The organism is Simiaoa sp., assembly GCF_051972595.1.
Lineage (GTDB): Bacteria > Bacillota > Clostridia > Lachnospirales > Lachnospiraceae > Acetatifactor > Acetatifactor hominis.
In genome coordinates this window covers 11,204-33,488 of the sequence record NZ_JBOKRY010000014.1, presented here as the reverse complement: position 1 = coordinate 33,488, position 22,285 = coordinate 11,204, and the positions used below count along the sequence as shown (strand labels likewise).

Below are 22,285 nucleotides of genomic sequence, written 5' to 3'. Positions count from 1 at the left end.
TTACATGCAAATCCGTTACACTTTACTTGTAAGGGATAACGCCACCATTATAATTTTCGTTGATGAACTGCTTGATCTCATCGGACTTCAGGGTATCTACCAGCGCCTTGATCTTAGGCAGATTCTCGTTGCCTTCCTTAACAGCGATTACATTTACATAAGTAGCGGCTGCTTCGGAATCATCGCTCTCATACAGCAGAGCATCCTCTGCAACAGTCAGGCCTGCTTCCATAGCGTAGTTACCGTTCAGGACACCGAAGGATACCTCGGGAAGGGTTCTGGGAACCTGTGCTGCTTCCAGCTCTACGAAGGTGATGTTGTGAGGGTTCTCAACGATATCCTTAATAGTAGCGGTCAGACCCACACCATCCTTCAGGGTGATGTAACCGTTATCCTGTAACAGTAACAGAGCACGTGCCTCGTTGGTGGTATCGTTGGGTACTGCGATGGTTGCATTGTCAATGTTGTCTAAGCTGGTCTCGGTTCCGGGATACAGTCCGAAAGGCTCGTAATGGATACCGCCGGCATTTACCAGATGAGTACCCTTCTCCTCGTTGAAGCTCTCCAGATAAGGGATATGCTGGAAGTAGTTTGCATCGAAATCACCGGACTCTACTACTAAATTAGGCTGTACATAGTCATCAAAAATCTGAATCTCCAGAGTATAACCCTGCTCCGCTAACAGAGGCTTTGCTGCCTCCAGGATCTCTGCATGAGGTACTGCACTTGCAGCTACCTTGATAGTGGTATCGGTGTCAGCTACTTCCTTGCTTTCTGTTGCCTCGGTAGTCTGGGCAGTGGTTTCCTGGTTAGCTGTTGTTACAGCTGCCTCGCTGGTCTGAGCAGCTGTGTCGTTGCTGCCGCAGCCGGTCAGTGCGCTCACGGACAATGCTGCAACTGCAATCAAAGCAATCACTTTCTTTTTCATAATACTTCTCCTCCTAAATCTTTTGGTAAAAAATTTTAATCTATTGAATCAGATGCCTTACATCTGCCTCAATCTTTTCGTTTTCCCTAACGGGTTCTCTTATCCAATTTCTTGGAAATCGTCATTCCGATATATTGCAGCAGCTGTACCAACAGTACCAACAATACTACTGTCACCAGCATAATATCGGTCTGGTAACGATAATAACCGTATCGGATCGCAATATCACCGAGTCCGCCTCCACCTACGGCACCTGCCATAGCGGAGTAGCCTAAGATCGTTCCCAGTGCAATGGTCGCATTCACAAGCAATGAGGTTCTGGATTCTGCCAGCATAACCTTCCAGATGATCGTCCACAGGTTAGCTCCCATGCTCTGTGCTGCTTCAATCACTCCGTGATCTACCTCCAACAGAGAAGATTCCACCATTCTGGCAATGAACGGTGCCGCTGCCAGAGTCAGAGGAACGATGGTAGCCGTCGGGCCGTAGCTCTTTCCTACAATGATACGGGTCAAAGGGATGATCATGATCAACAAAATCAAAAACGGAATGCTTCGCACAATGTTGACGATCACATCCAGAATCTTATAAATGATCTTGTTCGGACGCAGTCCCTTCGGTGCGGTAATCACCAGGGCAATTCCCATAGGAAGTCCGAGTACATACCCCATAAATGTGGAAACAAGGGTCATATACAAAGTAACAAAGGTGCCTTCCACCAGCATCATAATCGTTGCATTATCCCACATAGTCTTTCAGCTCCTCCACTTCCAGTTTTCTCTCCTGTAAATAATGGATCATCTTGTTCGCTGCCAGTTCATCCTCCGGCAGCTGTAAGATCATCTGTCCATGGGCGATACCACCGATGTCCTTGGTATCCGCTAACAGGATGTTGACGGGAGCCTTGCACTCCAGCACCATATTGGCGATCACAGGCTCGAAAGAAGAATTCTCGGTGAAAACAATGCGGATGCAGCGTTTGCCGGACATTTCCTTCGCCTTGGGATCCACCATGAACACCAGCTTTCTGGCTGCCTGGGACTGGGGTCTGGAAAATACCTCCTCCACCGTACCATGCTCTGCCAGTTCTCCGGCATCGATAATGGCTACATGGGAACAGATCTCCTGTACCACAGCCATCTCATGCGTGATAATCACGATGGTGATGCCGTACTGTTTGTTGATGTCCTGTAATAATTTCAGGATCTCCTTGGTCGTCGTGGGATCCAGCGCACTGGTCGCCTCGTCACACAGCAGGATCTTCGGCGTATTGGCAAGAGCTCTTGCGATTGCCACACGCTGCTTCTGTCCACCGGAGAGCTGGGAAGGATAGGAGTCTGCCTTTTCCTTCAGTCCCACGATCTCGAGCAGTTCCATAGCGCGCTTTCTGGCCGCCTGTTTCTTCACACCCACGATCTCCATGGGGAAGCATACATTGTCCAGAACACTTCTCTGCATGAGCAGATTAAAATGCTGAAAGATCATTGCGATGCCTGTACGAACCTTACGAAGTTCTGCCTCAGTCAGTGTCGAAAGATCCTGATCTTCTACGACTACGGTTCCCGTGGTGGGCTTCTCCAGATAGTTCAGGCAGCGTACCAGGGTAGATTTTCCGGCACCACTCATACCGATGATGCCGTAGATGTCTCCCTTGTTGATATCCAGGCTGATACCCTTTAAGGCTTCTACCTGATTATCTTTACCAATAAAAGTTTTTGTTACATTCTTGATCTGAATGATCGGTTCCATAAGTTCCTCCATTCCAGGTTCGTGCTTTTAAGGGGAGAAAAGCGCGAATTCCTTGAATTCCTAGTACCATGCCATACATTCTAACACAAGAATGCAAGTCTGTCCAGTTCTGTAAATTTCGTCTTAAGCTTCTGCGAACATCGGGGTGGACAGGTATCTGTCACCGGAGTCAGGAAGCAATGCTACGACTGTTTTGCCTGCATTTTCAGGTCGTTTTGCGATCTGTGCTGCTGCGTACAGAGCGGCGCCGGAGGTAATTCCCACGAGGATACCCTCCTTATGGGCGATCAGGCGGCCGGTGGTAAATGCCTGGTCTGTGGTAACGGTGAATACCTCATCGTAGATGCCGGTATTCAGAACGGAAGGAACGAATCCTGCACCGATACCCTGCAGCTTATGAGGTCCGGGCTGTCCGCCGGAAAGTACGGGAGAATCTGCAGGCTCTACTGCTACAATCTTCACACCCGGATTCTTGGATTTTAAATAAGTGCCAATGCCGGTCACGGTTCCGCCGGTACCTACACCTGCTACGAAGATGTCAACCTTTCCATCGGTGTCTTCCCAGATCTCGGGGCCGGTGGTAGCTGCATGTGCGGCAGGGTTCGCGGGATTATCAAACTGTCCGAGGATCACAGCGCCAGGGATGGACTTCTCCAGCTCTTCTGCCTTGGCGATAGCACCCTTCATACCCTTGGCGCCTTCAGTCAGTACCAACTCTGCACCGTATGCCTTCAGGAGGTTACGACGCTCCACACTCATGGTCTCGGGAAGTGTAAGAATGGTTCTGTAACCCTTGGCTGCAGCCACACTTGCCAGGCCGATACCGGTGTTGCCGGAGGTGGGTTCAATGATGGTGGAACCTTCTTTTAAAATACCCTTCTTCTCGGCATCTTCGATCATTGCCAGTGCAATTCTGTCCTTAACGCTTCCTGCGGGATTGAAGTACTCCAGCTTTGCTAACAGTTCTACCCCTTCGATGTTCTGGTCCTTCAGGTAGTTTGTTACCTTTAAAAGGGGTGTATGTCCGATCAGCTGGGTTGCGGATGTGTAAATCTTGCTCATAATAGAATCCTCCTTAAACTTGAAAATTATGTTTGTTTTTATTTCCTACTTATCTGATATGGATGTTATGGATTTATACTATACTATTCCGCTAGGAATGTCAACCATTATTTTTAAAAATTTTTGAGAGTTGTGCCGTGGAATGGAAAATGGTATGATTTAATAATCAACACGTAGCCTCCATTGGGGTTAAGAGCCGCAGACCCGCGCGTGCTTTAGCACGATTCGCTTACGGACGCAGCGCGTAGCGGTACATAAGCGTGGATAATACCCACGCAATGCGTCCCTTGGGACGCTATGGTACCGACGCCTGCTTAGAGTCTGCTTGCCCTTACCCCAATGTCAGCTACTCGGTTATCTCGATGATTTTATATTTAAAAGAAGCAAGGAAGGAAACACCATCCATGGCAAATAACATTTACCGCGTTCCTACTATATATAGTGATATCAAAAAAACGACTGAACCTCTCTCAGTCCGGGTACCGGGGTCTAAGAGTATCACGAACCGCAGTCTCCTTCTGGCGATGCTGGCGGAGGGAAAGTCGACGCTGCGCGGGGTGTTGTTCTCGGATGATTCGAGGCATTTTCTTAAGTGTGTGCAGGATCTTGGATTTAAGACGACGGTGGATGAGGAGAGCTGTATCGTCACGGTAGAAGGACTGGGAGGAAAGGTTCCCTGTGGAGAAGCTGCGTTAAATGTGGGAAGTGCGGGAACGGCAGCGCGTTTTCTGACGGCTGCGTTAGGTGTCTCGGAAGGTGTTTTTCATATGGATGCTTCGGAGCAGATGAGGAAGCGTCCGATGGCACCTCTTCTGTCTTCTTTGGAAGAGCTTGGATGTGAGATCCGCTGTGAAGGAGAAGAGGGACATTTTCCTTTTACGCTGACCGCTCATGGATTCGGACAGGATCATATCTCCATTGATATCGGGCACAGCAGTCAGTTTTTGAGTGCGCTGTTGATTGCTTCTACTTTGTCTTCGGAAGATTTTACGATTCAGGTAGAGGGTACCCACGGGATGGCGTATATCGAAATGACACAGAAGATGATGGAGCAGTTCGGTGTCTGCGTGGAGCGCTCCGCCCCGGATCAGTTCCGTATTCCCGCCGGTCAGCATTATAAAGCATTAGATTATCAGATTGAGCCGGATGTCTCCGCTGCCTGTTATTTCTATGCCATGGTACCGCTAATGGGGATCCCGGTCTGTGTGGAGCATGTGCATTTTGAAAGTCTGCAGGGAGATGTGGAATTCCTGCGTATCTTAGAGAAAATGGGATGTACCGCACAGGATACGGAGAAAGGCGTCCTCCTGCTGCCTCCTGCCGTTTTGCCGGACGCCGGGGCGCAGGCTCCCGCTTTCCATGGTATCACGGTGGACATGTCCTCCTGTTCCGACCAGGCGATCACACTGGCAGCCATCGCACCGTTTGCCGACAGCCCCACCTGTATCACAGGCATCGGACACATCCGTTTCCAGGAGAGTGACCGTATCCATGCCATCTGTACAGAACTGACCCGTATGGGCATCCGCTGCGAAGAGACGCAGGACAGCATCACCATCTATCCCGGTTCTCCGCGCCCCTGCACCATAGCAACCTACGATGACCACCGCATGGCTATGGGCTTTGCCCTCACCGGACTGCGCACGGAGGGCATCGTGATCGACGATCCCGGATGCTGCCGCAAGACCTTCGAGAACTATTTTGAAGTACTTGACCAAGTGATCGCAGAGATATCAGAAGTTTAGGCGCACAGCCGGAGGAGTCCATGCGTGGGCTCCTTTTTAGTTTGCGCGTCATGGGCACGCAAACTGAAAAAAAGAGTATCCACAGCCCTATTCTCCTGCCATGGATACTCTCTCTTACTTTCTTTGTTCAGTTTATGCTGTTTTCAGCAAAAATGTCTTAGTTCTCCTGACCCTTTACTGCGAAGCATACGCCGGTGTCATCGGGCTTGTCCTCATCGAACTTATAATCCTTACCGGGCAATATTGCATTCAGGATAATACCGGTCAGCGCACCTACTGCCAGTCCGGACAGGCTGATGGTGATCTCGCCGATGTGGAATGCGATAGCGCCTGCTGCACTGTAGTTGATACCGATGGACAGTACCAGGATCAGAGCGGCGATGATAACGTTACGGCTCTTGGTAAAGTCTACCTGAGTCTCTACGATGTTACGGACACCGACTGCAGAGATCATACCGTACAGTACCAGGGATACACCACCGCAGGTAGCGGTAGGCATACATCCGATCAATGCTGCTACCTTCGGAGAGAAGGAGAACAGTACAGCGAAGCCTGCTGCAATACGGATAACTCTGGGATCGAATACCTTGGTCAGAGACAGTACACCGGTGTTCTCACCGTAAGTGGTATTCGCAGGAGCGCCGAACAGGGATGCAATAATGGTAGCCAGACCATCACCTAACAGCGTACGATGCAATCCGGGCTCCTTGATATAGTTGATACCAACAGTAGAAGAAATAGCGGAGATATCTCCGATATGCTCTACCATGGTAGCCAGGGCGATCGGCATAATGGTGATCACGGAAGTAATTAACAGAGAAGTGTTGCCGTCGGACAGTGCCCAGAAAGCGGTCTCATTCCAATGGATGGGAAGTCCGATCCATGCAGCTTCCGCAACAGGCGTGAAATCCACACGGCCTAAGATAGCTGCCAGCACATAAGAACCGACAACACCGATGATGATCGGAACGATCTTCACCATTCCCTTACCCCAGATATTGCAGATCACTACCAGTGCAATAGCGACCACTGCGATCAGCCAGTCTGCGGAACAGTTGTTGATAGCGGACTGGGACAGTGTCAGACCGATGGCAATGATGATAGGTCCGGTTACGATGGGCGGGAAGAAACGCATTACCTTGCCAGTACCGAAGATCTTGATCAACAGGGATAATACCAGGTACAGCAGACCTGCACAGGCAACACCAAAGCAGGCATAAGGAAGCAATGCGGAATTATCCGCACCGTCTGCCATAGGTGCGATCGCGGCATAACCACCTAAGAAAGCAAAGGAAGAACCCAGGAATGCGGGTACCTTTCTCTTGGTCAGCAGATGGAACAATAAAGTTCCCAGACCTGCAAATAACAAAGTTGTGGAAACATCCAGACCTGTCAGCATGGGTACCAGAATGGTAGCACCGAACATTGCGAACATGTGCTGAAGTCCCAGCAGAAGCATCTTGGGCACGCCCAAGGATCTGGCATCGTAAATGCCATTTTCGCCGAGTGTAGTCTTCTCGCTCATTTTTCTCCTCCTGTGTCATAGACATGTGACTTGTAATATTTGCCGCATAGAGATAGGCAGATAGTCCTCTACCTGCCCACACCTATGTGACCTTATTAGTTACATGATAGCTTTTCATCGTTCCACAGTCAAGAAAAAATTTATTCCACTGCATGTTCTTTCAAAAAGTCCAGCCAGATGGGAATATACTGGGCCTTCAGGTGCACTCCGTCATAAGTATAGGATGCCACCATTCCCCCGGTCTCATCGCAGATCAGCGGATTCACATCCAGATAAAAAATCTTCTCATCGTCCGCAAGCTTCGCGATTTCTTCATTCCTGGCTTCGATGCCTTCATTGGTAATATAGTCTCCCTGCCCGGAGCGCTCCGTGGTCACCTTCATGATTGCCTGCAGGTAGATCACCGCATCGGGCTGCAGCTGCTGCAAATGCTGTACTGCCTCCCCGTAAGCCTTCATGAAGGATTCCACCGTACCGGTTCCCATCTCATTAATACCGATCATCAGATAGATTTTGGCAAACTGCTTCTCGGATAGTGCTTCTTCCACCGTGATCTTTTTCTTCTGCCCAGGCACCGCTACTATTTTCGAATCGAACATCTTATAAATCGTAAGTCCGGTAGAGGCATAAAATGTGGATATCTCTTCCAGGCCACCGTATTCATACATTCCCACTGTCCGGGAATCCCCGATGAACAGAGCATCAGCAAAATAGCTGTCATCCACCGTATGGTAGACCACTTCCTTGGGCAGTTCTTCCGAAGGCTCTGTCGGTTGTGGTTCCTCCGTTGTCATTGTCTCTGTCTGCGTGTCTGCCGATGTCTCTCCCGCTGCTGGTGTCCGACTTTCCCCTGCGGGATCTTCTGTGCCTTCCGGGACCGTATCCCCCGATACGGTTCCATCCTGTTGTCCGGGCTCCGATGCCTGACCCATCCGGGCACCGGCCGCCAGCTGCACACCCCTGTTATACAATTCCCGAAGTGGATCCGTATACACCTGCCAGTTGTCCGTCCATGTAAAAAACAGGACTCCCATAAGCAGCAGACTGATGGGAAAGGATAATTTTCTTATCCATTGTCGTAGTTTCTGTAACATATTTCCTATCCTATCCAGATTTTCTAAAAACTAAAGTACATAAATGGGTTATTTCCCTCTAATATAAGTCTCCAGACGCAATACCAGAATACCGCTGCCAGCAATATTTTCATCAGGATCTTATCCTTACCGTAATTATACAACTTTTCGATTACCGGTGTACATGCCAGCCCGGATACGGCTAACAGCCCGCCGTAGGTAGACAATGCTTTCCACGCATCCTCATAGCCGCCGCTGATCCCCGGTACCAACCACAGCATTTTATCCAGATAGACCCTCAGCTGTGACAGATCCGTAATGGCAAAGCACATCCAGCTTACGGGAATGATCAGCCACAGATAAATGTGCGGCAGTACTTTCATTTTATGTACGAATTTTAATCTTCCCAGCTGCCGTTCCAGTACAATACAGATCCAGAGCAATCCGCCCCAGCAGAAAAAGTTCCAGCCGGTGCCATGCCAGAATGCAGTTAATATCCATACCGCAAACAGGTTAAAAATCGTGCGTATCTCACCCTGTCTGCTACCGCCCAACGGGATATAAACATACCGGCAGAACCACTGCCCCAGTGTCATATGCCATCTGCGGTAGAAATCTCTCACGCCTCTCGCCATATAGGGTCTTCGGAAATTCACCGGCAGTTCAAACCCAAGCATTCTGCCCAGCCCCATTGCCATCAGAGAATATCCCCAGAAGTCGAAGTAAATCTCCATGGAATAGGCGATTGCCGCCAGCCATGCAAGCGGTGTGGAAATACTCTCAAATCCCGTGACCTGTACCTCATGCCACAATATCCCCACGCGATCCGCCAAAAGCACCTTGGCAGCCAGTCCTAAGATGAACAGCTTCATGCCGTCCTCCAGTCCCTGCATAGTAAAAGTCCTGTTGTACAGGCTGTATTTCACCTCACCATAACGGGTAATGGGGCCGGAGATCAGCTTCGGAAACATGACCACATAAGTTGCAAATTTTAAAAAAGAATACTCCCTATCTGCATCTCCGCGATATACATCGATCAGATAAGACAATATCTGAAAGGTATAAAAACTGATCCCCAGAGGAAGTCCCGCAGAACCTCCCCGGCACTTAAACCAGATCAGAATGCCAATGTTAATACTCAATGCTGTCACGAACAACAGCCTCTTGCGCCATAACGTCCTGGGGCTGCGCTTTGCCAGATGCAGCCCGATAAAATAATTACATAAGACGGAAATCATCAAAGGTGCAAGATTTCCTGCATCTCCCATGGCATAAAAAACAATGCTTCCCACAAGCAGCGTCAGGTTTCTGTATTTAGAAGGTGTGATTCCGTAGACGATCAGAAAAACCGGCAGGAACCACAGCAGAAATTCAATACTGCTGAATATCAAAATAAATCACATCTTTCTGTTTTCTATTACTAATTCTGTTCTTTATATCATAGTAGCTTGAAACACAGGGTATTACAACTAAACAATTCTTAATTTTAAATGACAATATTTTACAACTGCTTAATCTTTTTGCAATTTTTTCCGGCTTCGTATACAATAGATATAACAACGATCGAGAAAGGATATTTCCTATGAAAGAACAGTTATATACCATCCCCTTAAACGATGCCGTCAACGCACAGGACGAATGTCCTTTCTGCTTCATCCACAGAAGTATCGAGCAGGATCTGTTGGACTTCGTCTTAGGCTCCGGCTCCTCCTATATGGAAGCAGATATCAGAGAGCAGACCGACAAAGCAGGCTTCTGCCGCTATCATTTTCAGAAGATGTTTGACTATGGCAATACCCTGGGCAACGCCTGGATCCTGAAAACGCACTATCAGCGTATGATCCGGGAAATGCAGCAGGAATTTGTTTCCTTCCGCCCCGGAAAAAGTTCTCTTCTGGGAAAATTCAAAAAAGCCGAGGGCAGTGAAAATACCATCGGTATGTGGATCCGTGCAAAAGAGGACTCCTGCTATATCTGTTCCCAGTACAAGGATACTTATGAAAGATACCTGGACACCTTTTTCTATCTGTGGAAAAATGATGACAGCTTCCGTAAAAAAATAAAAGACGGCAAAGGCTTCTGCCTGCCTCACTTCGGAGACCTCTGCGAAGCCGCCGACCGCAAGCTCTCCGATAAGGAAAAGCAGGAATTCTACGACGGCCTCCTGCCCGTCATGGAAGCGAACATGCAGCGAATCTCTGAGGATGTATCCTGGCTGGTGGAGAAATTCGATTACCGAAATAAGGACGCCGACTGGAAGAACTCCAAAGATGCCATCCAGCGCGGCATGCAGAAATTAAAAGGCGGATATCCCGCAGATCCCGCCTATAAGATGTCTAAATAATTATCATTTCCTTCAAAATTATGATGCAAATAGGATGCTATTTTTCCGAAAACTCTTCGTCAGAGGGCTGTGTGGAACGTTCCGCCAGCCTTCTGCTTAAGTTCAGATACTCTGTGATCTCTTCATACAACATCTCCGGCTGAAAAGCATCCTCTAAAATCCGCTCGTTCATCAGTCCCTTAATGGTCAGCTCCAGCATTTTACGAAGCTTCCGGGCATCCTCCGCAGAAGCATACCCGGTAAGATCCGCTTTTTCGTAGATGGCTTCGTAAGCGTCCTCCAGGCGCCGTCTGCTCTCTTCGGCAGCTAACAGGGCTTCGCTGACATTCTCGGACTGTGCCCGGTTTAAAAACTGCTGCAGATAGGGATACCGGCACATAGCATGCATTTTCCCGCATTCCACCTGCTGCATCAGAGCAAACATGTCCGTCTCCTTCGCATCCACCGCCGTAGACAGCTCCAACAGCAGGTAACGGACGCTGTAATCATAGACAAATGCATATACTCCCAGTTTGCTTTCGAAATAATGGAATAACAAGCCCTTGCTGATAGCCGCCTCCCTCACAATATCATCGGTGCTGGCATGCCGATAGCCGCTAAGAGCAAATGCTTTCAGTGCTGCATTGATCATCCTGTCCTGTTTTTCCTTTTTTAAATCAAAAAATTTCTCATTCATAACGCAACATATCCCTTTTCATTTTGGTCAATAAGGTTTATCATATAACTGTATGGACAAATGTATATGATTCCGAACCGTTACATACACTACAATATGGAAGGAGCAACCCTATGGCTAAAAAATTTGGCAAATTTCTGCTGTTCACCGCAGCAGTAGGTACCGCAGCCGCAGCTGCTTACTACTATATGCAACAGAAGGATTCCAAGCTGAAGGAATCTTCCGAAGCAGATGACGATTACGATGATTTCCATGAGGATCTCGAAGAGAGCAATGAATTCTCCCGCAATTATGTTCCTCTGAATACTGCCGCACAGACTCCCGATGCTGCTGCACCCGAGAAGGCAGATACCACAGATGCTGACACTGATGCATCCGCTTTCACTCCACTCTCCGATCAGGCACCCGATCTGTCCGGGGAAGAGGATGAGACCGTGGAAGACGTAGAAGAATTCTTCGACGAGGAAGATGCAGAGGGGGCAGAGCCTCCCATCAGTGAAGAATAAGAATCCATAAGGATCCCTATTAAGAAGGTCTTACAGCCATGCTTTTTGCAGTCTGTGAAGACCTTCTTTCATTTCCGGCTCACTCACACTTCCGAATCCCAACAGTATCGTTGCCTTCGGGGCATCGGTCTCCACCATATTTTCCGACATGCCATAGACTTTTACCCCCGCTTCCGTCGCAGCAGACAATAGCTGTGCTTCTGTGACAGCTCCTTTCGCCGTCAGCAGAAGATGCAGTCCTGCATCCTCCCCGGAGATTGTAAAAGCCTTTTTAAACGGCTCTAACTCTGCAAGCAGCAGATCATGTTTGGCACGATAGTGCATCCGCATCTTGTTCAGGTGCCTTTCAAAATAGCCATCCCGGATAAATTCATTTAAGATCCGCTGGTCAATTCTCGACACTGTGCAGGAATAAAAAGAACAATCCCTGCGGTAGACCTCTAACAGGCTCTCCGGAAGCACCATATAGCTGACACGGATCGCCGGTGCGATCGCTTTGGAAAAGGTACCAATGTAGATCACCTTGCCCCGTTTGTCCGAGGACTGCAGGGAAGGGATCGGTTTCCCACGGTAGCGGAATTCACTGTCGTAATCATCCTCGATCAGATAGCGGTCCGGTTCCTTTTCCGCCCAACGTAACAGCTCTGCTCTTCTGCCGATGGTCATGACCGCACCGGTAGGATACTGATGGGACGGCATCACATAGGCTGCCCGGACCGGAAGTTCCGAAAGCCTGTCCGCCCGCATCCCTTTATCGTCCATATCCACCGTATAAATACGATAGGCAAATGACTGAAAGATCCGGTAAGCTCTCTTGTACGTAGGGTTCTCCATGGCGATCCCCACATGTCTCCCCAGTATTTTCTCTAATAACAGTAACAGATAATCGTTCCCTGCTCCCACAATGATCTGTTCCGGGCGGCAGTTCACACCACGGGAAGAATGCAGATACCGGCTGATGGTCATTCGCAGGTCATAATCTCCCTGGGGCTCTCCCTGGGCAAACAGCTCACTGTTACTATCATTCAGGATATTTTTCGTGATCCGTTTCCACACTCCGAAGGGGAATCCGGTCATATCGATTCCATAAGGGGAAAAGTCGACCTGCACCTGTGTCCCGTCCTCTTGACTGTCAGGTCTGACCACCTCCGGCTCTGTCATCTCCCGCTGTTCCATGGTAAAAATCCCCTCCAGCCGGCAGACAAAGTATCCCTTATAAGGTTTTGCCTCAATATATCCCTCGCTTAACAGCTGGTCATAGGCATAGTCCACCGTACTTCTCGCCACCTGCAGATATTCTGCCAGAGAACGCGTGGAGGGAAGCCTCTCTCCTGCCAGAAGCTTCCCTTCCCTGATTTCCTGTCGTATATGCTCATATATCTGCTGGTACAGACATTTGTCACTGTCTGTACGCAGCCGGATCGTCATATCATACATAATGTTGTCCTACTTTTTCTGGCTCTTCAGTTCCTCCAGGATCTGATCCTTAAGCTCTCTTGCCTTGTCCTTGGTACGGGCATTGGCCGATGGAGATGTGAGGATTGAAGCCACCATACGACTTGCCACATCGTATTTCTGAAATCTGGTGGCCAATACTCCGATCAGGAACTCCACCGTAATTTCATCCATACCGCACATGGGAAATCCTTCGGTCTGAAGCGCTTCCGTGAAGCCGGTATAAGCATTCTTCAGATAGGTCTCCTCCATGTTCTTCAATTCACGCAGACGCGCCATATCCGTATCTCCGGATTCTTCCAGATATTCCTGATAGCCCCTCATGAGCCATCCGCTCTTTAAACAGATATAAGCCTTCTCGCTGGCATGGGCACGTTTTACCACCGCATTTACGAGGCACAGCTTATAGCGTTCGATCGCCTCTTCATAGGTATAGATATCGTCATCATAGGTATGCAGCTGTACTTTGCTGCTGATATTCTCTTTGATCAGTTTGGCATATACCTTGGTAATGTTGTTGAAATATCTGTTCAACGCCGCATATCCGCAATGGGGACACAGGATCACATCATATTTTACCGCATCGATCCCTTCGTATTTTGCACGAAGATCCTGATCCGTGCCTAAAAGTCTCGCCTTGCCGGTCTTCATGATCTTGGCGGGAAAATCTTCTCCGCATACCGGGCAGGTAAAATTCTTGTCGTAGATCAGGTCCTTTTCTTCTATCTTAGGCGCCTCGGCCGCTGCCTGTTCTTCCTTTTTCTCCTGTCCGAAGATATCCATATCCTCCAGGTTATCTAGGCCCAGTCCGGCCAGCCCGAACAATTTGTCTGACATTCTTTTGTCTCTTCCTTTCCAAACTTACTTAGGCAGTACATAAGAACTTTTCAGAGATACGATACGGTTAAATACCAGTTCTCCGGGCTTGGTGTCCTTATAATCCACACAGAAGAAGCCTTGTCTTACGAACTGGAACCGGTCATACGCCTGTGCCTTTGCAAATGCAGGCTCTAAGCGGCACTCTGTCAGTGTTGTCAGAGAATTGGGGTTCAGATTCAGACTTCCGTCCTCGTTGTATACACCCTTTTCCTCGTCGATGATATTCTCATACAGACGAACCTCTGCTTTCACAGATTCCGCTGCACTTACCCAGTGGATGGTTCCCTTAACCTTACGGCCGTCCGGGCTGTTGCCACCGCGGCTCTCCGGATCATAGGTACAATGTACTTCCACAACCTTGCCGCTTTCATCCTTGACACAGCCGGTGCACTTTACAAAATATGCGTTCATCAGGCGCACTTCGTTGCCGGGGAACATACGGAAATACTTCTTGGGAGGCTCTTCCATGAAGTCTTCTCTCTCAATATATAATTCCCTGCCGAAAGGAACCTCACGGCTGCCAAGCTCCTCGTTCTCCGGATTATTGACTACGGGCAGCATCTCTGTCTGTCCTTCGGGATAGTTGTCAATGACAAGCTTCACAGGATCTAAGATTGCCATCATGCGGGGTGCCTTTGCCTTCAGATCCTCACGGATACAGTACTCTAACATTGCATAGTCTGCGGAGGACTGTGCCTTGGAGATACCGCACAGCTCTACGAACTTCTTGATAGATTCCGGTGTGAAACCTCTTCTGCGCAGCGCTGCGATGGATACCAGTCTGGGATCGTCCCAGCCGTCCACGATGCCCTGCTCTACCAGCTTCTTGATATAACGCTTACCGGTGACCACATTGGTCAGGTACAGCTTGGCAAACTCGATCTGCTTGGGAGGATGAGGGTATTCCAGCTCTCTTACCACCCAGTCATATAAAGGTCTGTGATCCTCGAACTCCAGTGTACAGATCGAATGGGTCACACCCTCGATGGCATCCTCAATGGGATGTGCGAAGTCATACATCGGATAGATGCACCACTTGTCGCCGGTATTCTGGTGAGACATATGTGCCACACGGTAGATAACGGGATCACGCATGTTGATATTGGGAGATGCCATATCGATGCGGGCACGCAGTACCTTGGTTCCGTCCTCGTATCTGCCTGCCTTCATATCCTCGAACAGTGCCAGATTCTCTTCAACGCTTCTTGCACTGCCGGGATCCTCCTTACCGGGCTCGGTCAGGCTTCCTCTGTACTCACGGATCTGCTCTGCACTTAAGTCGGATACATAAGCCTTGCCCTTCTTGATCAGCTTTACTGCTGCTTCATACATCTGGTCAAAATAGTTGGATGCGAAGAAAAGTCTGTCTTCCCAGTCTGCGCCCAGCCACTTTACATCTGCTTTGATGGATTCTACGAACTCTGCCTTCTCCTTGGTGGGATTGGTGTCATCAAAACGCAGGTTGAATTTACCGTTATACTTCTGGGACAGGCCGTAGTTTAAGAGAATACTCTTGGCATGTCCGATATGAAGATATCCGTTGGGTTCGGGAGGGAAACGGGTATGTACCGTATCGTATACACCCTCCGCCAGATCCTTGTCGATGATCTGCTCTATAAAATTCTTAGACTCCTTCACTTCTGCGGAATCTACGATTTCTTTTTCCAGTTCGCTCATGGTAATATCCTTGCCTTTCGTTTACTTAATACTGTTTTCGTAACCTTAATCTTACCACACAAGGAAAATTTTATAAACCTTTTTTTGTGATTCTTATGCCATCTCTTCAAAATTATTCAGAAGATTCTGCGCAGGCTCTATGAACATATTGTGCAGATCATCCTCACTGGCCACCAGATAATCTCCGGCTCTGCCCGTCATATAAGTATCCTCATCCCAGATAGGGAATATCTTTACTCCCCGCTTCAGCTCGAGGGCATAGATACAGAAAGCATCCGCGGGCATACTCATACGGACATATTCCGTCAGCAGATGATTACTGCCATCCCTGCCGTCCTTGACTCTCGGGATATATCCCATAGAACTGCAATATTCCTCCGGCAGCGGCAGCTCGCACAGTTCCAGGATCCGGTGAAATCTCTCAGCCGGGACCGGATGCAGCTCCCCGGTACGCTCCAGCGTGAAATACCGATCTTGTCTGGTGTCGATATCCATCGTGCCGTCCTCGGTACGTATGGATACCACGTTTCCGAGCTCTGCCAGATCCGCTGCCTTCAGGCAGGCGAGCAGCTCTTTCCGTCTGCGGTATTTTTTACCTTCTGTTACAGGGAATTTGCGTTCTTTCGCATATACGATCTCAAAGTTGTCAAAATACTGTGTCATCCGGTTATTGAAATAAGCCTCGGAATGCAGTGTGGGATATTTCTCTTCATACAGCTTCATGCTGATGTAGCCGCCGGCCTTTTCCACATGACCGCCGCCGGAGCCGATCCCCTCCGAGAGATATTCCGAAAGCTCATTGGCATTGACCTCTCTGATACAGCTTCTGACGGAGAATTTATATCCGCCGCCGTCCTCATTGTAGACCACGCAGGTATTCACTCCTGCCACCTGGAGCAGGAAATCACTGATCAGTCCCAGCACATTGGGGTCACAGGGCTGGGAATGGATCACAGCAAACTGATAATCGTCATTGTAATTGCAGCGTAACAGTGCCACTCCGGCGATCTCCAGCTCCTTCAGGGAAATATTGGAATTGCGGAACAGTGATATCAGATTCTTGTCAAAGTTCAGACTCTCGCGCATATCCATATCCACCGGATTGGACAGCTCCGAGAACTGATTGGTGTCCATGAACAGCCCATAATACAAGGCAGTCCCCAGATTTTTATTTTTCTCCACCGGATAATGCATCTCCTGAAGCATGGTCCATACCAAAGTCGCACAGCTGCCCAGATTAGGTTGTAATCGCATTTTCTCCGTACAGATCACCTCCAGCGGATGATGATCGATCACTGCGATCTCCTCTGCCGGGATCTTCGTCACATTGCCGGCACCGAACTGACAGTCCACGGTGATCAGAAGTCCGTCCACCGGCTCCTCTCCGGGATGCGCCAGATATTTCAGCGGAATCCCCAGCTTCTCCACCATCAGCGTCAGATTGGCCTTTCTCACTCTGTTTTTCCCGGCATACAGAAGCCTCACGTCTTTTCCCTGATCACGGAAAAAGCAATACAATCCAAACCCGGACGCTATCGCATCTGCATCCGGATTATCATGACACTGGATCGTCACACGGTCATATCCCAATAATTCATCCAGCATCATTTCTCTGCTTTTCTCTTCCCCTCGTCTGTCCATAACTACGCTTTCCTCATCTTCCTCGTTGTAATGCTCCCGGTAACTTTACCCAGGTCGTCTCTCTTATTCTATTCAGCGAAACTCAGGATCGCTACCCACATAAAAATGAAATACAGGCAGGTCCTGTTACAGTCCTGCCCGCAAATATCTGTCTTAGTGGTGGAACAGACGGATGCCTGTAAATGCCATCACCATATCGTATTTATCGCAGCATGCGATCACATCTGCATCACGCACGGATCCACCGGGCTGTGCGATGTATTTTACGCCGCTCTTATGTGCTCTCTCGATGTTATCGGAGAAGGGGAAGAACGCATCGCTTCCCAGAGTTACATCCTGCATTTTGTCAAGCCATGCTCTCTTTTCCTCTCTGGTAAATACGGGAGGTTTTACCTTGAAGATGCCTTCCCATGTGCCGTCTGCCAGCACATCCATGTACTCATCACCCATGTAGACATCAATGGCATTGTCACGGTTGGCTCTGCCTAAGCTGTCTACGAACTGCAGACCCAGTACCTGGGGAGACTGACGTAAGAACCAGTTGTCTGCCTTGCTGCCGGCCAGTCTGGTGCAGTGGATACGGGACTGCTGGCCTGCGCCGATGCCGATAGCCTGACCGTCCTTGACATAGCATACGGAATTGGACTGGGTATATTTTAAGGTGATCAGTGCGATCTTCATATCGATCAGAGCACTCTCCGGGATCTCCTTGTTCACCGTCACGATATTGGACAGCAGATCACCGTTGATATCCAGCTCGTTACGTCCCTGCTCAAAGGTGATGCCGTATACCTGCTTGTGCTCGATGGGAGCGGGCTGGTAGGAAGGATCGATCTGGATGATGTTGTAAGCACCCTTTTTCTTCTGCTTTAACAGCTCCAGTGCCTCATCGGTATAGCCGGGAGCGATGACACCGTCGGATACCTCTCGCTTGATCAGACGGGCGGTATCTGCATCACAGACATCGGACAATGCGATAAAGTCACCGAAGGAGGACATTCTGTCTGCGCCACGTGCTCTTGCATAAGCACATGCCAGAGGAGACAGCTCTCCAAGATCATCCACCCAGTAGATCTTCGCCAGAGTATCGCTTAAGGGAAGTCCTACCGCAGCACCGGCAGGGGATACATGCTTAAAAGAAGTGGCTGCGGGAAGTCCCGTAGCTTCCTTCAGCTCTTTTACCAGCTGCCAGCCATTGAAAGCATCCAGGAAATTGATATATCCGGGTTTGCCGTTCAGTACGGTAACAGGCAGATCACTTCCGTCTTCCATGAAGATCCTGGAAGGCTTCTGGTTCGGGTTGCATCCGTATTTTAACTGAATCTCGTTCATCTTATTTTTCTCCTATCTACGATATTCACTATTCAGAACTTTACACATTCTTGTTCACAATCTTAGTCTCGTATTTACCGGTCTCGATGTCGATGAAACGAACGAACAGGGAGACCTTGTTGTCCTCATTTAAGCTGTTCCACAGCATATCGGTAAATGCATCCATGTCATCGGGGATCTCCACTAACTTCGGCTCCCCCTGGAAGCTGGGCAGCGGATTGCCGTCATGCATATAAGTATGAATGAATCGTCCCTCTCCGGGAAGCGGATTTTCGTAAGCATAAGTAAAACGCAGGCAGGAATCGGGATTGCCGTTGTCACTCTTCAAAATAGACATGGCATAATTGTACTTGCCATTCTCGATATGCATGATACCTGAGATTCTCGGTGTGTAGTTCGGTCCGTCCGGCTCGAATTCTCTGCTGCGCAGGGACTGTTCAAAGGTTAACTGTTTGTCCATTCCCTCGTAGATGGTATCGGTCTGATCGCCGTTGGTCACGATGGTCTTGTTGCCCAGGACACGTACCGGCGCATAGATGATCAGACTGGGATCTTCTAACTTGGAAGGGTCGAAAGCCTGGGTACGGATTCCCTCTCCCTCTGTCACGAACACACGATTGCGGCTGTTGGCACTTCTTCCCATAATAAAATACGCGGTTACGGCATATTTACCGTTCGCAGAGCGTCCGATCACGATACCTCTGCCGGGATAAGCATTACTTTTCAGTTCCTGTTCCAGTTGTAACATAGTTTTCCTCCGTTTATCCTTTAAAATAAAAATCCGCCTAAGCACCACAAATAGACGGTGCCCAGGCGGTCGGCTTTCACTATTCTACACTCCCTGTGGGTATCTCCACTGCAGCAGGCTGCGTTCCGCCAGTCGTGTAGCTATATCAATAGTAGCATGGTTGCCCGATACTTGACAAGAGGGATTTTGATAATTTTGTTACTTCACATATTTTGCCTCAAACGCATGACGCTCCAAAGGACGGTCAAAATAATATCCCTGAATGTATTTGACCTTCATGCCCTGCAGTACCTTGAACTGCTCCGGGGTCTCGATACCTTCCACGCAGATACTGACTCCAATGGTCTGCGCCAGCTCTGCCACCATCTTGATAAAGGACTGAGAGTAAGCATCTCCCGCCAGATCCTTGACGAAGCTCTGGTCCACCTTGATGACATCGATGGGGATCTCACGGATATGGTTCAGGGAAGAGTAACCGGTTCCAAAATCATCCAGTGCCAGAGAGACGCCCAGTTCCTTGATCCGGTTCAGGATCTCCTTCATACGCTCCATATCGTTGATGGCAAGGCTCTCTGTTACCTCCAATGTCAGATTCTTCGGAGACAGACCGGTGTCCTGTAATGCCTTTTCTATCGTCTCCACGATATCCGACTGCAGGAGCTGTACCACAGAGAGGTTGACATTTACTTTATAATCCGGATATCCCGTATCGTTCCAGTGTTTGCAGCGGGTGCAGGCCTCCGTCAGCACATAATTGCCAATGGGATTGATCAGTCCCAGATACTCTGCCAGGGGAATAAATTCCGATGGAGAGATGAATCCCAGCTTCGCGCTGTTCCAGCGGATCAGTGCCTCCGCACCGGCGCAGACATCCTTTCCACCCTGAATATCGATGATCGGCTGGTAATAGACCTCGAACTCCCGGTAGCCCTCCACCGTGGCATCACGCATGTTCTTCTCCATGTCCAGACGGCGTCCCGATACAGAATCATTGCCTTCCCGATACGTTTCTACACGGTTTTTACCGGTCTTTTTCGCCTCATACATGGCAATATCCGCTTTTTTGATCAGATCTGTCACGGAATCTCCGGCATCCGGGAAGGTGACGATACCCATACTCATAGTACAGTAATAATCTGCATCCTTCAAAAACCAGGGCTTGCTGAAGATCTTTTTAATATCTTCCACGATATTTCCAAACCGGGGATAGCTTTCCGGAGGGATCACAATAACGAATTCATCGCCGCCCATACGGTAGCAGGTGTTCTCAATACCGTTGATCCGTTTTAATGCATGGGAGATGGATTTCAACAGCACATCACCGTACTGGTGACCAAGTCCATCATTAATATGCTTGAAATCATCCAGATCCAGATACAGCAGAGCACCGGTTCCGCCGGTCTTCTTCGCCTGATCGATCTGTCTCGCCAGATCCCTTTCACAGCACATACGGTTGTACAGTCCCGTCAGGAAATCTGTGTACGCCTGCTGCTCGATCCGGCGCTGGTACAGCTTTTTATCCGTAATATCATACAGAGAGTACAGGTTGGCTTTTTTACCGTCTACCCAGGCGATCTCCTTGCACAGCAGATCATACCAGGTCTCCTTCTCGGCATGATACACAACACTCACGGTACGGTTCTTGTCCTTGCGGACGCTGGACTGTAACAGAGCATCAAAATTATGGTCCATCAGTTCCTTGGCAAACGTATTCTTCAATATCTGGTTGGCGAACAGCATCCTGCCCGTGTTCTGATCCGTTACGTAGATGGCACAGCCCACATTGTCCAGTATCTCTTCCAGCGCCGCATAGGAACCTGCCAGGGAATGTTTCTGGATTCGTCTGGTCAGGATACTCTGTAAGATCTTCACCGCGTCCGAGGTGAACTTGATCTCCGACATGCTCCATACATGTGCCTGCCGCCTATGGTTCAGAGACAGCATCATATTGCCGCTCTCCTGCTTCAGGATAGGAAAAATCATCACGGCTTTCATGCCTATCTTTTCAATTTCCTCAGAGTCCGCCTTACCCACGCTGTCCGTAGATACCACCAGTGGCTTCTCTGTATGGAGAAAAGAATTCACGAAAATCCCACTGGTCTTGTCAAAATAAGAGATCTGTCCCGGTGCCAGCCATTCTACGGCTACATCCATCGTATCCGTGTCTGCCTGCAGCTGAAAAATCTCTGCACTGTCTACCTGAATGTGCTGTGCCAAAATCTTCAGCCATCGGTTCATGGTCAGTTCGATCTGTTCATCACTGTCTAAGAGCTGAACGATCTCCGTAGTCGCCTCTATCGTATGGAGATTGCGACTCATCTCTTCCTCCGCATATCTGCTCCTTCTGCTCTCGGCTTCCGCGCTGAAGCAGGACATACGGTCTCTGTAAATATCCGCACTGGTATCCCTCAGCAGATCCAGGATCTGGTAAAAAGATATGGTGTCAAGCTTCTTCAGATCATATACCTGCCAGTATAGAATGATGGTGTTCTCCACTCTGACAGCAACTGCTGCCACATGTCCACCGTCCGGCAGCTCTTCCACCACCTGTTCCTCAAGGGATCCTTCCTGTACTCTGTCCAACGCCTGCGCCGCTTTTCTTCGATACTCCCTTACGATCGGATCTTCCCCATCCGGTCGTATCAGAGACTTATCGATGTAGGGCTCTGTTATGGCTCTGCCTTCCTTGTCCACGCAGACAGCCATCACTCCCGTCACTTTACAGAACTCGTTCTGCAGATGCTGCAGGCGCTTTTCGTCTATCAATTCACGTAATGCAATCTCAGCCACTTTTTTGCTCCCCTGTTTCTCTGTAAAATATCCAGAAATTCTTTCCCGAATATTTATATTCTACCATGCATTCCGAAATTGATACAAGCTATTATTTTACATTTTTTGCTATATTTATTAAATTGCTTGAAAAATTCAGTTCATTTTGTCAATTA

At 49.0% G+C, this 22,285-nt stretch carries 18 protein-coding genes and 1 riboswitch; of the genes, 3 read left to right on the top strand and 15 right to left on the bottom strand.

Features of this window, described 5'->3' with window-relative positions:
* Nucleotides 1-22 precede the first annotated feature (22 nt).
* The 4 genes from ACTRDR_RS07110 to cysK form a co-directional block, all read right to left on the bottom strand.
* On the bottom strand, nt 23-928 hold the full coding sequence (locus ACTRDR_RS07110) for a MetQ/NlpA family ABC transporter substrate-binding protein (RefSeq protein WP_440526658.1): 906 nt from the start codon (nt 926-928) through the stop codon (nt 23-25).
* Between the two features lie 86 nt (nt 929-1,014).
* A complete protein-coding gene (locus ACTRDR_RS07105; RefSeq protein ID WP_117464845.1) occupies nt 1,015-1,677 on the bottom strand; it encodes a methionine ABC transporter permease in 663 nt (220 codons plus the stop codon).
* Nucleotides 1,667-2,677, bottom strand: coding sequence for a methionine ABC transporter ATP-binding protein (locus ACTRDR_RS07100; protein WP_440526657.1), 1,011 nt, complete (start codon nt 2,675-2,677; stop codon nt 1,667-1,669). Before ACTRDR_RS07100 ends, ACTRDR_RS07105 begins: the two co-directional genes overlap by 11 nt.
* Before the next feature lie 123 nt (nt 2,678-2,800).
* On the bottom strand, nt 2,801-3,739 hold the full coding sequence (gene cysK / locus ACTRDR_RS07095) for a cysteine synthase A (RefSeq protein ID WP_440526656.1): 939 nt from the start codon (nt 3,737-3,739) through the stop codon (nt 2,801-2,803).
* A gap of 404 nt (nt 3,740-4,143) precedes the next feature.
* On the opposite strand from cysK, the gene aroA reads away from it, so the two are divergent.
* Complete coding sequence (gene aroA, locus ACTRDR_RS07090) at nt 4,144-5,484, top strand: 3-phosphoshikimate 1-carboxyvinyltransferase (protein ID WP_440526655.1); 1,341 nt, start codon at nt 4,144-4,146, stop codon at nt 5,482-5,484.
* Between the two features lie 157 nt (nt 5,485-5,641).
* On the opposite strand, the gene ACTRDR_RS07085 is transcribed toward aroA, so the two are convergent.
* The 3 genes from ACTRDR_RS07085 to ACTRDR_RS07075 all read right to left on the bottom strand — a co-directional run bounded on the left by ACTRDR_RS07085 (nt 5,642) and on the right by ACTRDR_RS07075 (nt 9,473).
* Entirely contained in the window at nt 5,642-7,009 is a 1,368-nt protein-coding gene (locus ACTRDR_RS07085) for a solute carrier family 23 protein (protein ID WP_176862072.1), read from the bottom strand.
* Nucleotides 7,010-7,149: 140 nt separating this feature from the next.
* Nucleotides 7,150-8,103 (bottom strand): GDSL-type esterase/lipase family protein, encoded by a 954-nt coding sequence (locus ACTRDR_RS07080; RefSeq protein ID WP_440526654.1) that lies wholly within the window; start codon nt 8,101-8,103, stop codon nt 7,150-7,152.
* A gap of 23 nt (nt 8,104-8,126) precedes the next feature.
* A complete protein-coding gene (locus ACTRDR_RS07075; protein WP_440526653.1) occupies nt 8,127-9,473 on the bottom strand; it encodes an MBOAT family O-acyltransferase in 1,347 nt (448 codons plus the stop codon).
* A gap of 191 nt (nt 9,474-9,664) precedes the next feature.
* Here ACTRDR_RS07075 and ACTRDR_RS07070 point away from each other — a divergent pair, with 191 nt between their 5' ends.
* Nucleotides 9,665-10,426, top strand: a complete 762-nt coding sequence (locus ACTRDR_RS07070) for a DUF6062 family protein (protein ID WP_440526652.1) — start codon at nt 9,665-9,667, stop codon at nt 10,424-10,426.
* Nucleotides 10,427-10,463: 37 nt separating this feature from the next.
* On the opposite strand, the gene ACTRDR_RS07065 is transcribed toward ACTRDR_RS07070, so the two are convergent.
* Nucleotides 10,464-11,102, bottom strand: a complete 639-nt coding sequence (locus tag ACTRDR_RS07065) for a TetR/AcrR family transcriptional regulator (RefSeq protein WP_440526651.1) — start codon at nt 11,100-11,102, stop codon at nt 10,464-10,466.
* A gap of 113 nt (nt 11,103-11,215) precedes the next feature.
* On the opposite strand from ACTRDR_RS07065, the gene ACTRDR_RS07060 reads away from it, so the two are divergent.
* Entirely contained in the window at nt 11,216-11,608 is a 393-nt protein-coding gene (locus ACTRDR_RS07060) for a hypothetical protein (protein ID WP_176862062.1), read from the top strand.
* Between the two features lie 30 nt (nt 11,609-11,638).
* Here ACTRDR_RS07060 and pdxR read toward each other — a convergent pair whose 3' ends face one another.
* The 7 genes from pdxR to ACTRDR_RS07025 all read right to left on the bottom strand — a co-directional run bounded on the left by pdxR (nt 11,639) and on the right by ACTRDR_RS07025 (nt 22,130).
* Complete coding sequence (gene pdxR / locus ACTRDR_RS07055; RefSeq protein WP_440526650.1) at nt 11,639-13,045, bottom strand: MocR-like pyridoxine biosynthesis transcription factor PdxR; 1,407 nt, start codon at nt 13,043-13,045, stop codon at nt 11,639-11,641.
* Between the two features lie 9 nt (nt 13,046-13,054).
* Nucleotides 13,055-13,900 carry a DUF2225 domain-containing protein gene (locus tag ACTRDR_RS07050; protein ID WP_440526649.1) on the bottom strand — a complete coding sequence of 282 codons (846 nt, stop codon included), beginning with the start codon at nt 13,898-13,900 and terminating at the stop codon, nt 13,055-13,057.
* 24 nt (nt 13,901-13,924) lie between these two features.
* The gene (locus ACTRDR_RS07045) at nt 13,925-15,619 is read right to left on the bottom strand and encodes a glutamine--tRNA ligase/YqeY domain fusion protein (protein ID WP_440526648.1); all 1,695 of its coding nucleotides are present in this window, start codon (nt 15,617-15,619) and stop codon (nt 13,925-13,927) included.
* 93 nt (nt 15,620-15,712) lie between these two features.
* Nucleotides 15,713-17,260 carry a DHH family phosphoesterase gene (locus ACTRDR_RS07040; protein ID WP_440526647.1) on the bottom strand — a complete coding sequence of 516 codons (1,548 nt, stop codon included), beginning with the start codon at nt 17,258-17,260 and terminating at the stop codon, nt 15,713-15,715.
* A gap of 153 nt (nt 17,261-17,413) precedes the next feature.
* Nucleotides 17,414-18,592 carry a phosphoribosylaminoimidazolecarboxamide formyltransferase gene (locus ACTRDR_RS07035; protein ID WP_440526646.1) on the bottom strand — a complete coding sequence of 393 codons (1,179 nt, stop codon included), beginning with the start codon at nt 18,590-18,592 and terminating at the stop codon, nt 17,414-17,416.
* 40 nt (nt 18,593-18,632) lie between these two features.
* Nucleotides 18,633-19,340: an IMP cyclohydrolase gene (locus tag ACTRDR_RS07030; RefSeq protein ID WP_440526645.1), complete on the bottom strand. Its 708-nt coding sequence runs from the start codon at nt 19,338-19,340 to the stop codon at nt 18,633-18,635.
* Nucleotides 19,341-19,392: 52 nt separating this feature from the next.
* Nucleotides 19,393-19,486, bottom strand: a riboswitch (ZMP/ZTP riboswitch).
* 52 nt (nt 19,487-19,538) lie between these two features.
* Nucleotides 19,539-22,130, bottom strand: coding sequence for an EAL domain-containing protein (locus ACTRDR_RS07025; RefSeq protein ID WP_440526644.1), 2,592 nt, complete (start codon nt 22,128-22,130; stop codon nt 19,539-19,541).
* Nucleotides 22,131-22,285: the final 155 nt, after the last annotated feature.

Coding starts and splice junctions, on each gene's coding strand:
- ACTRDR_RS07080 (WP_440526654.1), bottom strand. CDS start 8,103: ATGTTACAGAAACTACGACAATGGATAAGAAAATTATCCTTTCCCATC.
- ACTRDR_RS07085 (WP_176862072.1), bottom strand. CDS start 7,009: ATGAGCGAGAAGACTACACTCGGCGAAAATGGCATTTACGATGCCAGA.
- ACTRDR_RS07030 (WP_440526645.1), bottom strand. CDS start 19,340: ATGTTACAACTGGAACAGGAACTGAAAAGTAATGCTTATCCCGGCAGA.
- ACTRDR_RS07110 (WP_440526658.1), bottom strand. CDS start 928: ATGAAAAAGAAAGTGATTGCTTTGATTGCAGTTGCAGCATTGTCCGTG.
- aroA (WP_440526655.1), top strand. CDS start 4,144: ATGGCAAATAACATTTACCGCGTTCCTACTATATATAGTGATATCAAA.
- ACTRDR_RS07035 (WP_440526646.1), bottom strand. CDS start 18,592: ATGAACGAGATTCAGTTAAAATACGGATGCAACCCGAACCAGAAGCCT.
- ACTRDR_RS07040 (WP_440526647.1), bottom strand. CDS start 17,260: ATGGACAGACGAGGGGAAGAGAAAAGCAGAGAAATGATGCTGGATGAA.
- ACTRDR_RS07060 (WP_176862062.1), top strand. CDS start 11,216: ATGGCTAAAAAATTTGGCAAATTTCTGCTGTTCACCGCAGCAGTAGGT.
- ACTRDR_RS07070 (WP_440526652.1), top strand. CDS start 9,665: ATGAAAGAACAGTTATATACCATCCCCTTAAACGATGCCGTCAACGCA.
- ACTRDR_RS07100 (WP_440526657.1), bottom strand. CDS start 2,677: ATGGAACCGATCATTCAGATCAAGAATGTAACAAAAACTTTTATTGGT.
- ACTRDR_RS07065 (WP_440526651.1), bottom strand. CDS start 11,102: ATGAATGAGAAATTTTTTGATTTAAAAAAGGAAAAACAGGACAGGATG.
- ACTRDR_RS07050 (WP_440526649.1), bottom strand. CDS start 13,900: ATGTCAGACAAATTGTTCGGGCTGGCCGGACTGGGCCTAGATAACCTG.
- ACTRDR_RS07105 (WP_117464845.1), bottom strand. CDS start 1,677: ATGTGGGATAATGCAACGATTATGATGCTGGTGGAAGGCACCTTTGTT.
- pdxR (WP_440526650.1), bottom strand. CDS start 13,045: ATGTATGATATGACGATCCGGCTGCGTACAGACAGTGACAAATGTCTG.
- cysK (WP_440526656.1), bottom strand. CDS start 3,739: ATGAGCAAGATTTACACATCCGCAACCCAGCTGATCGGACATACACCC.
- ACTRDR_RS07045 (WP_440526648.1), bottom strand. CDS start 15,619: ATGAGCGAACTGGAAAAAGAAATCGTAGATTCCGCAGAAGTGAAGGAG.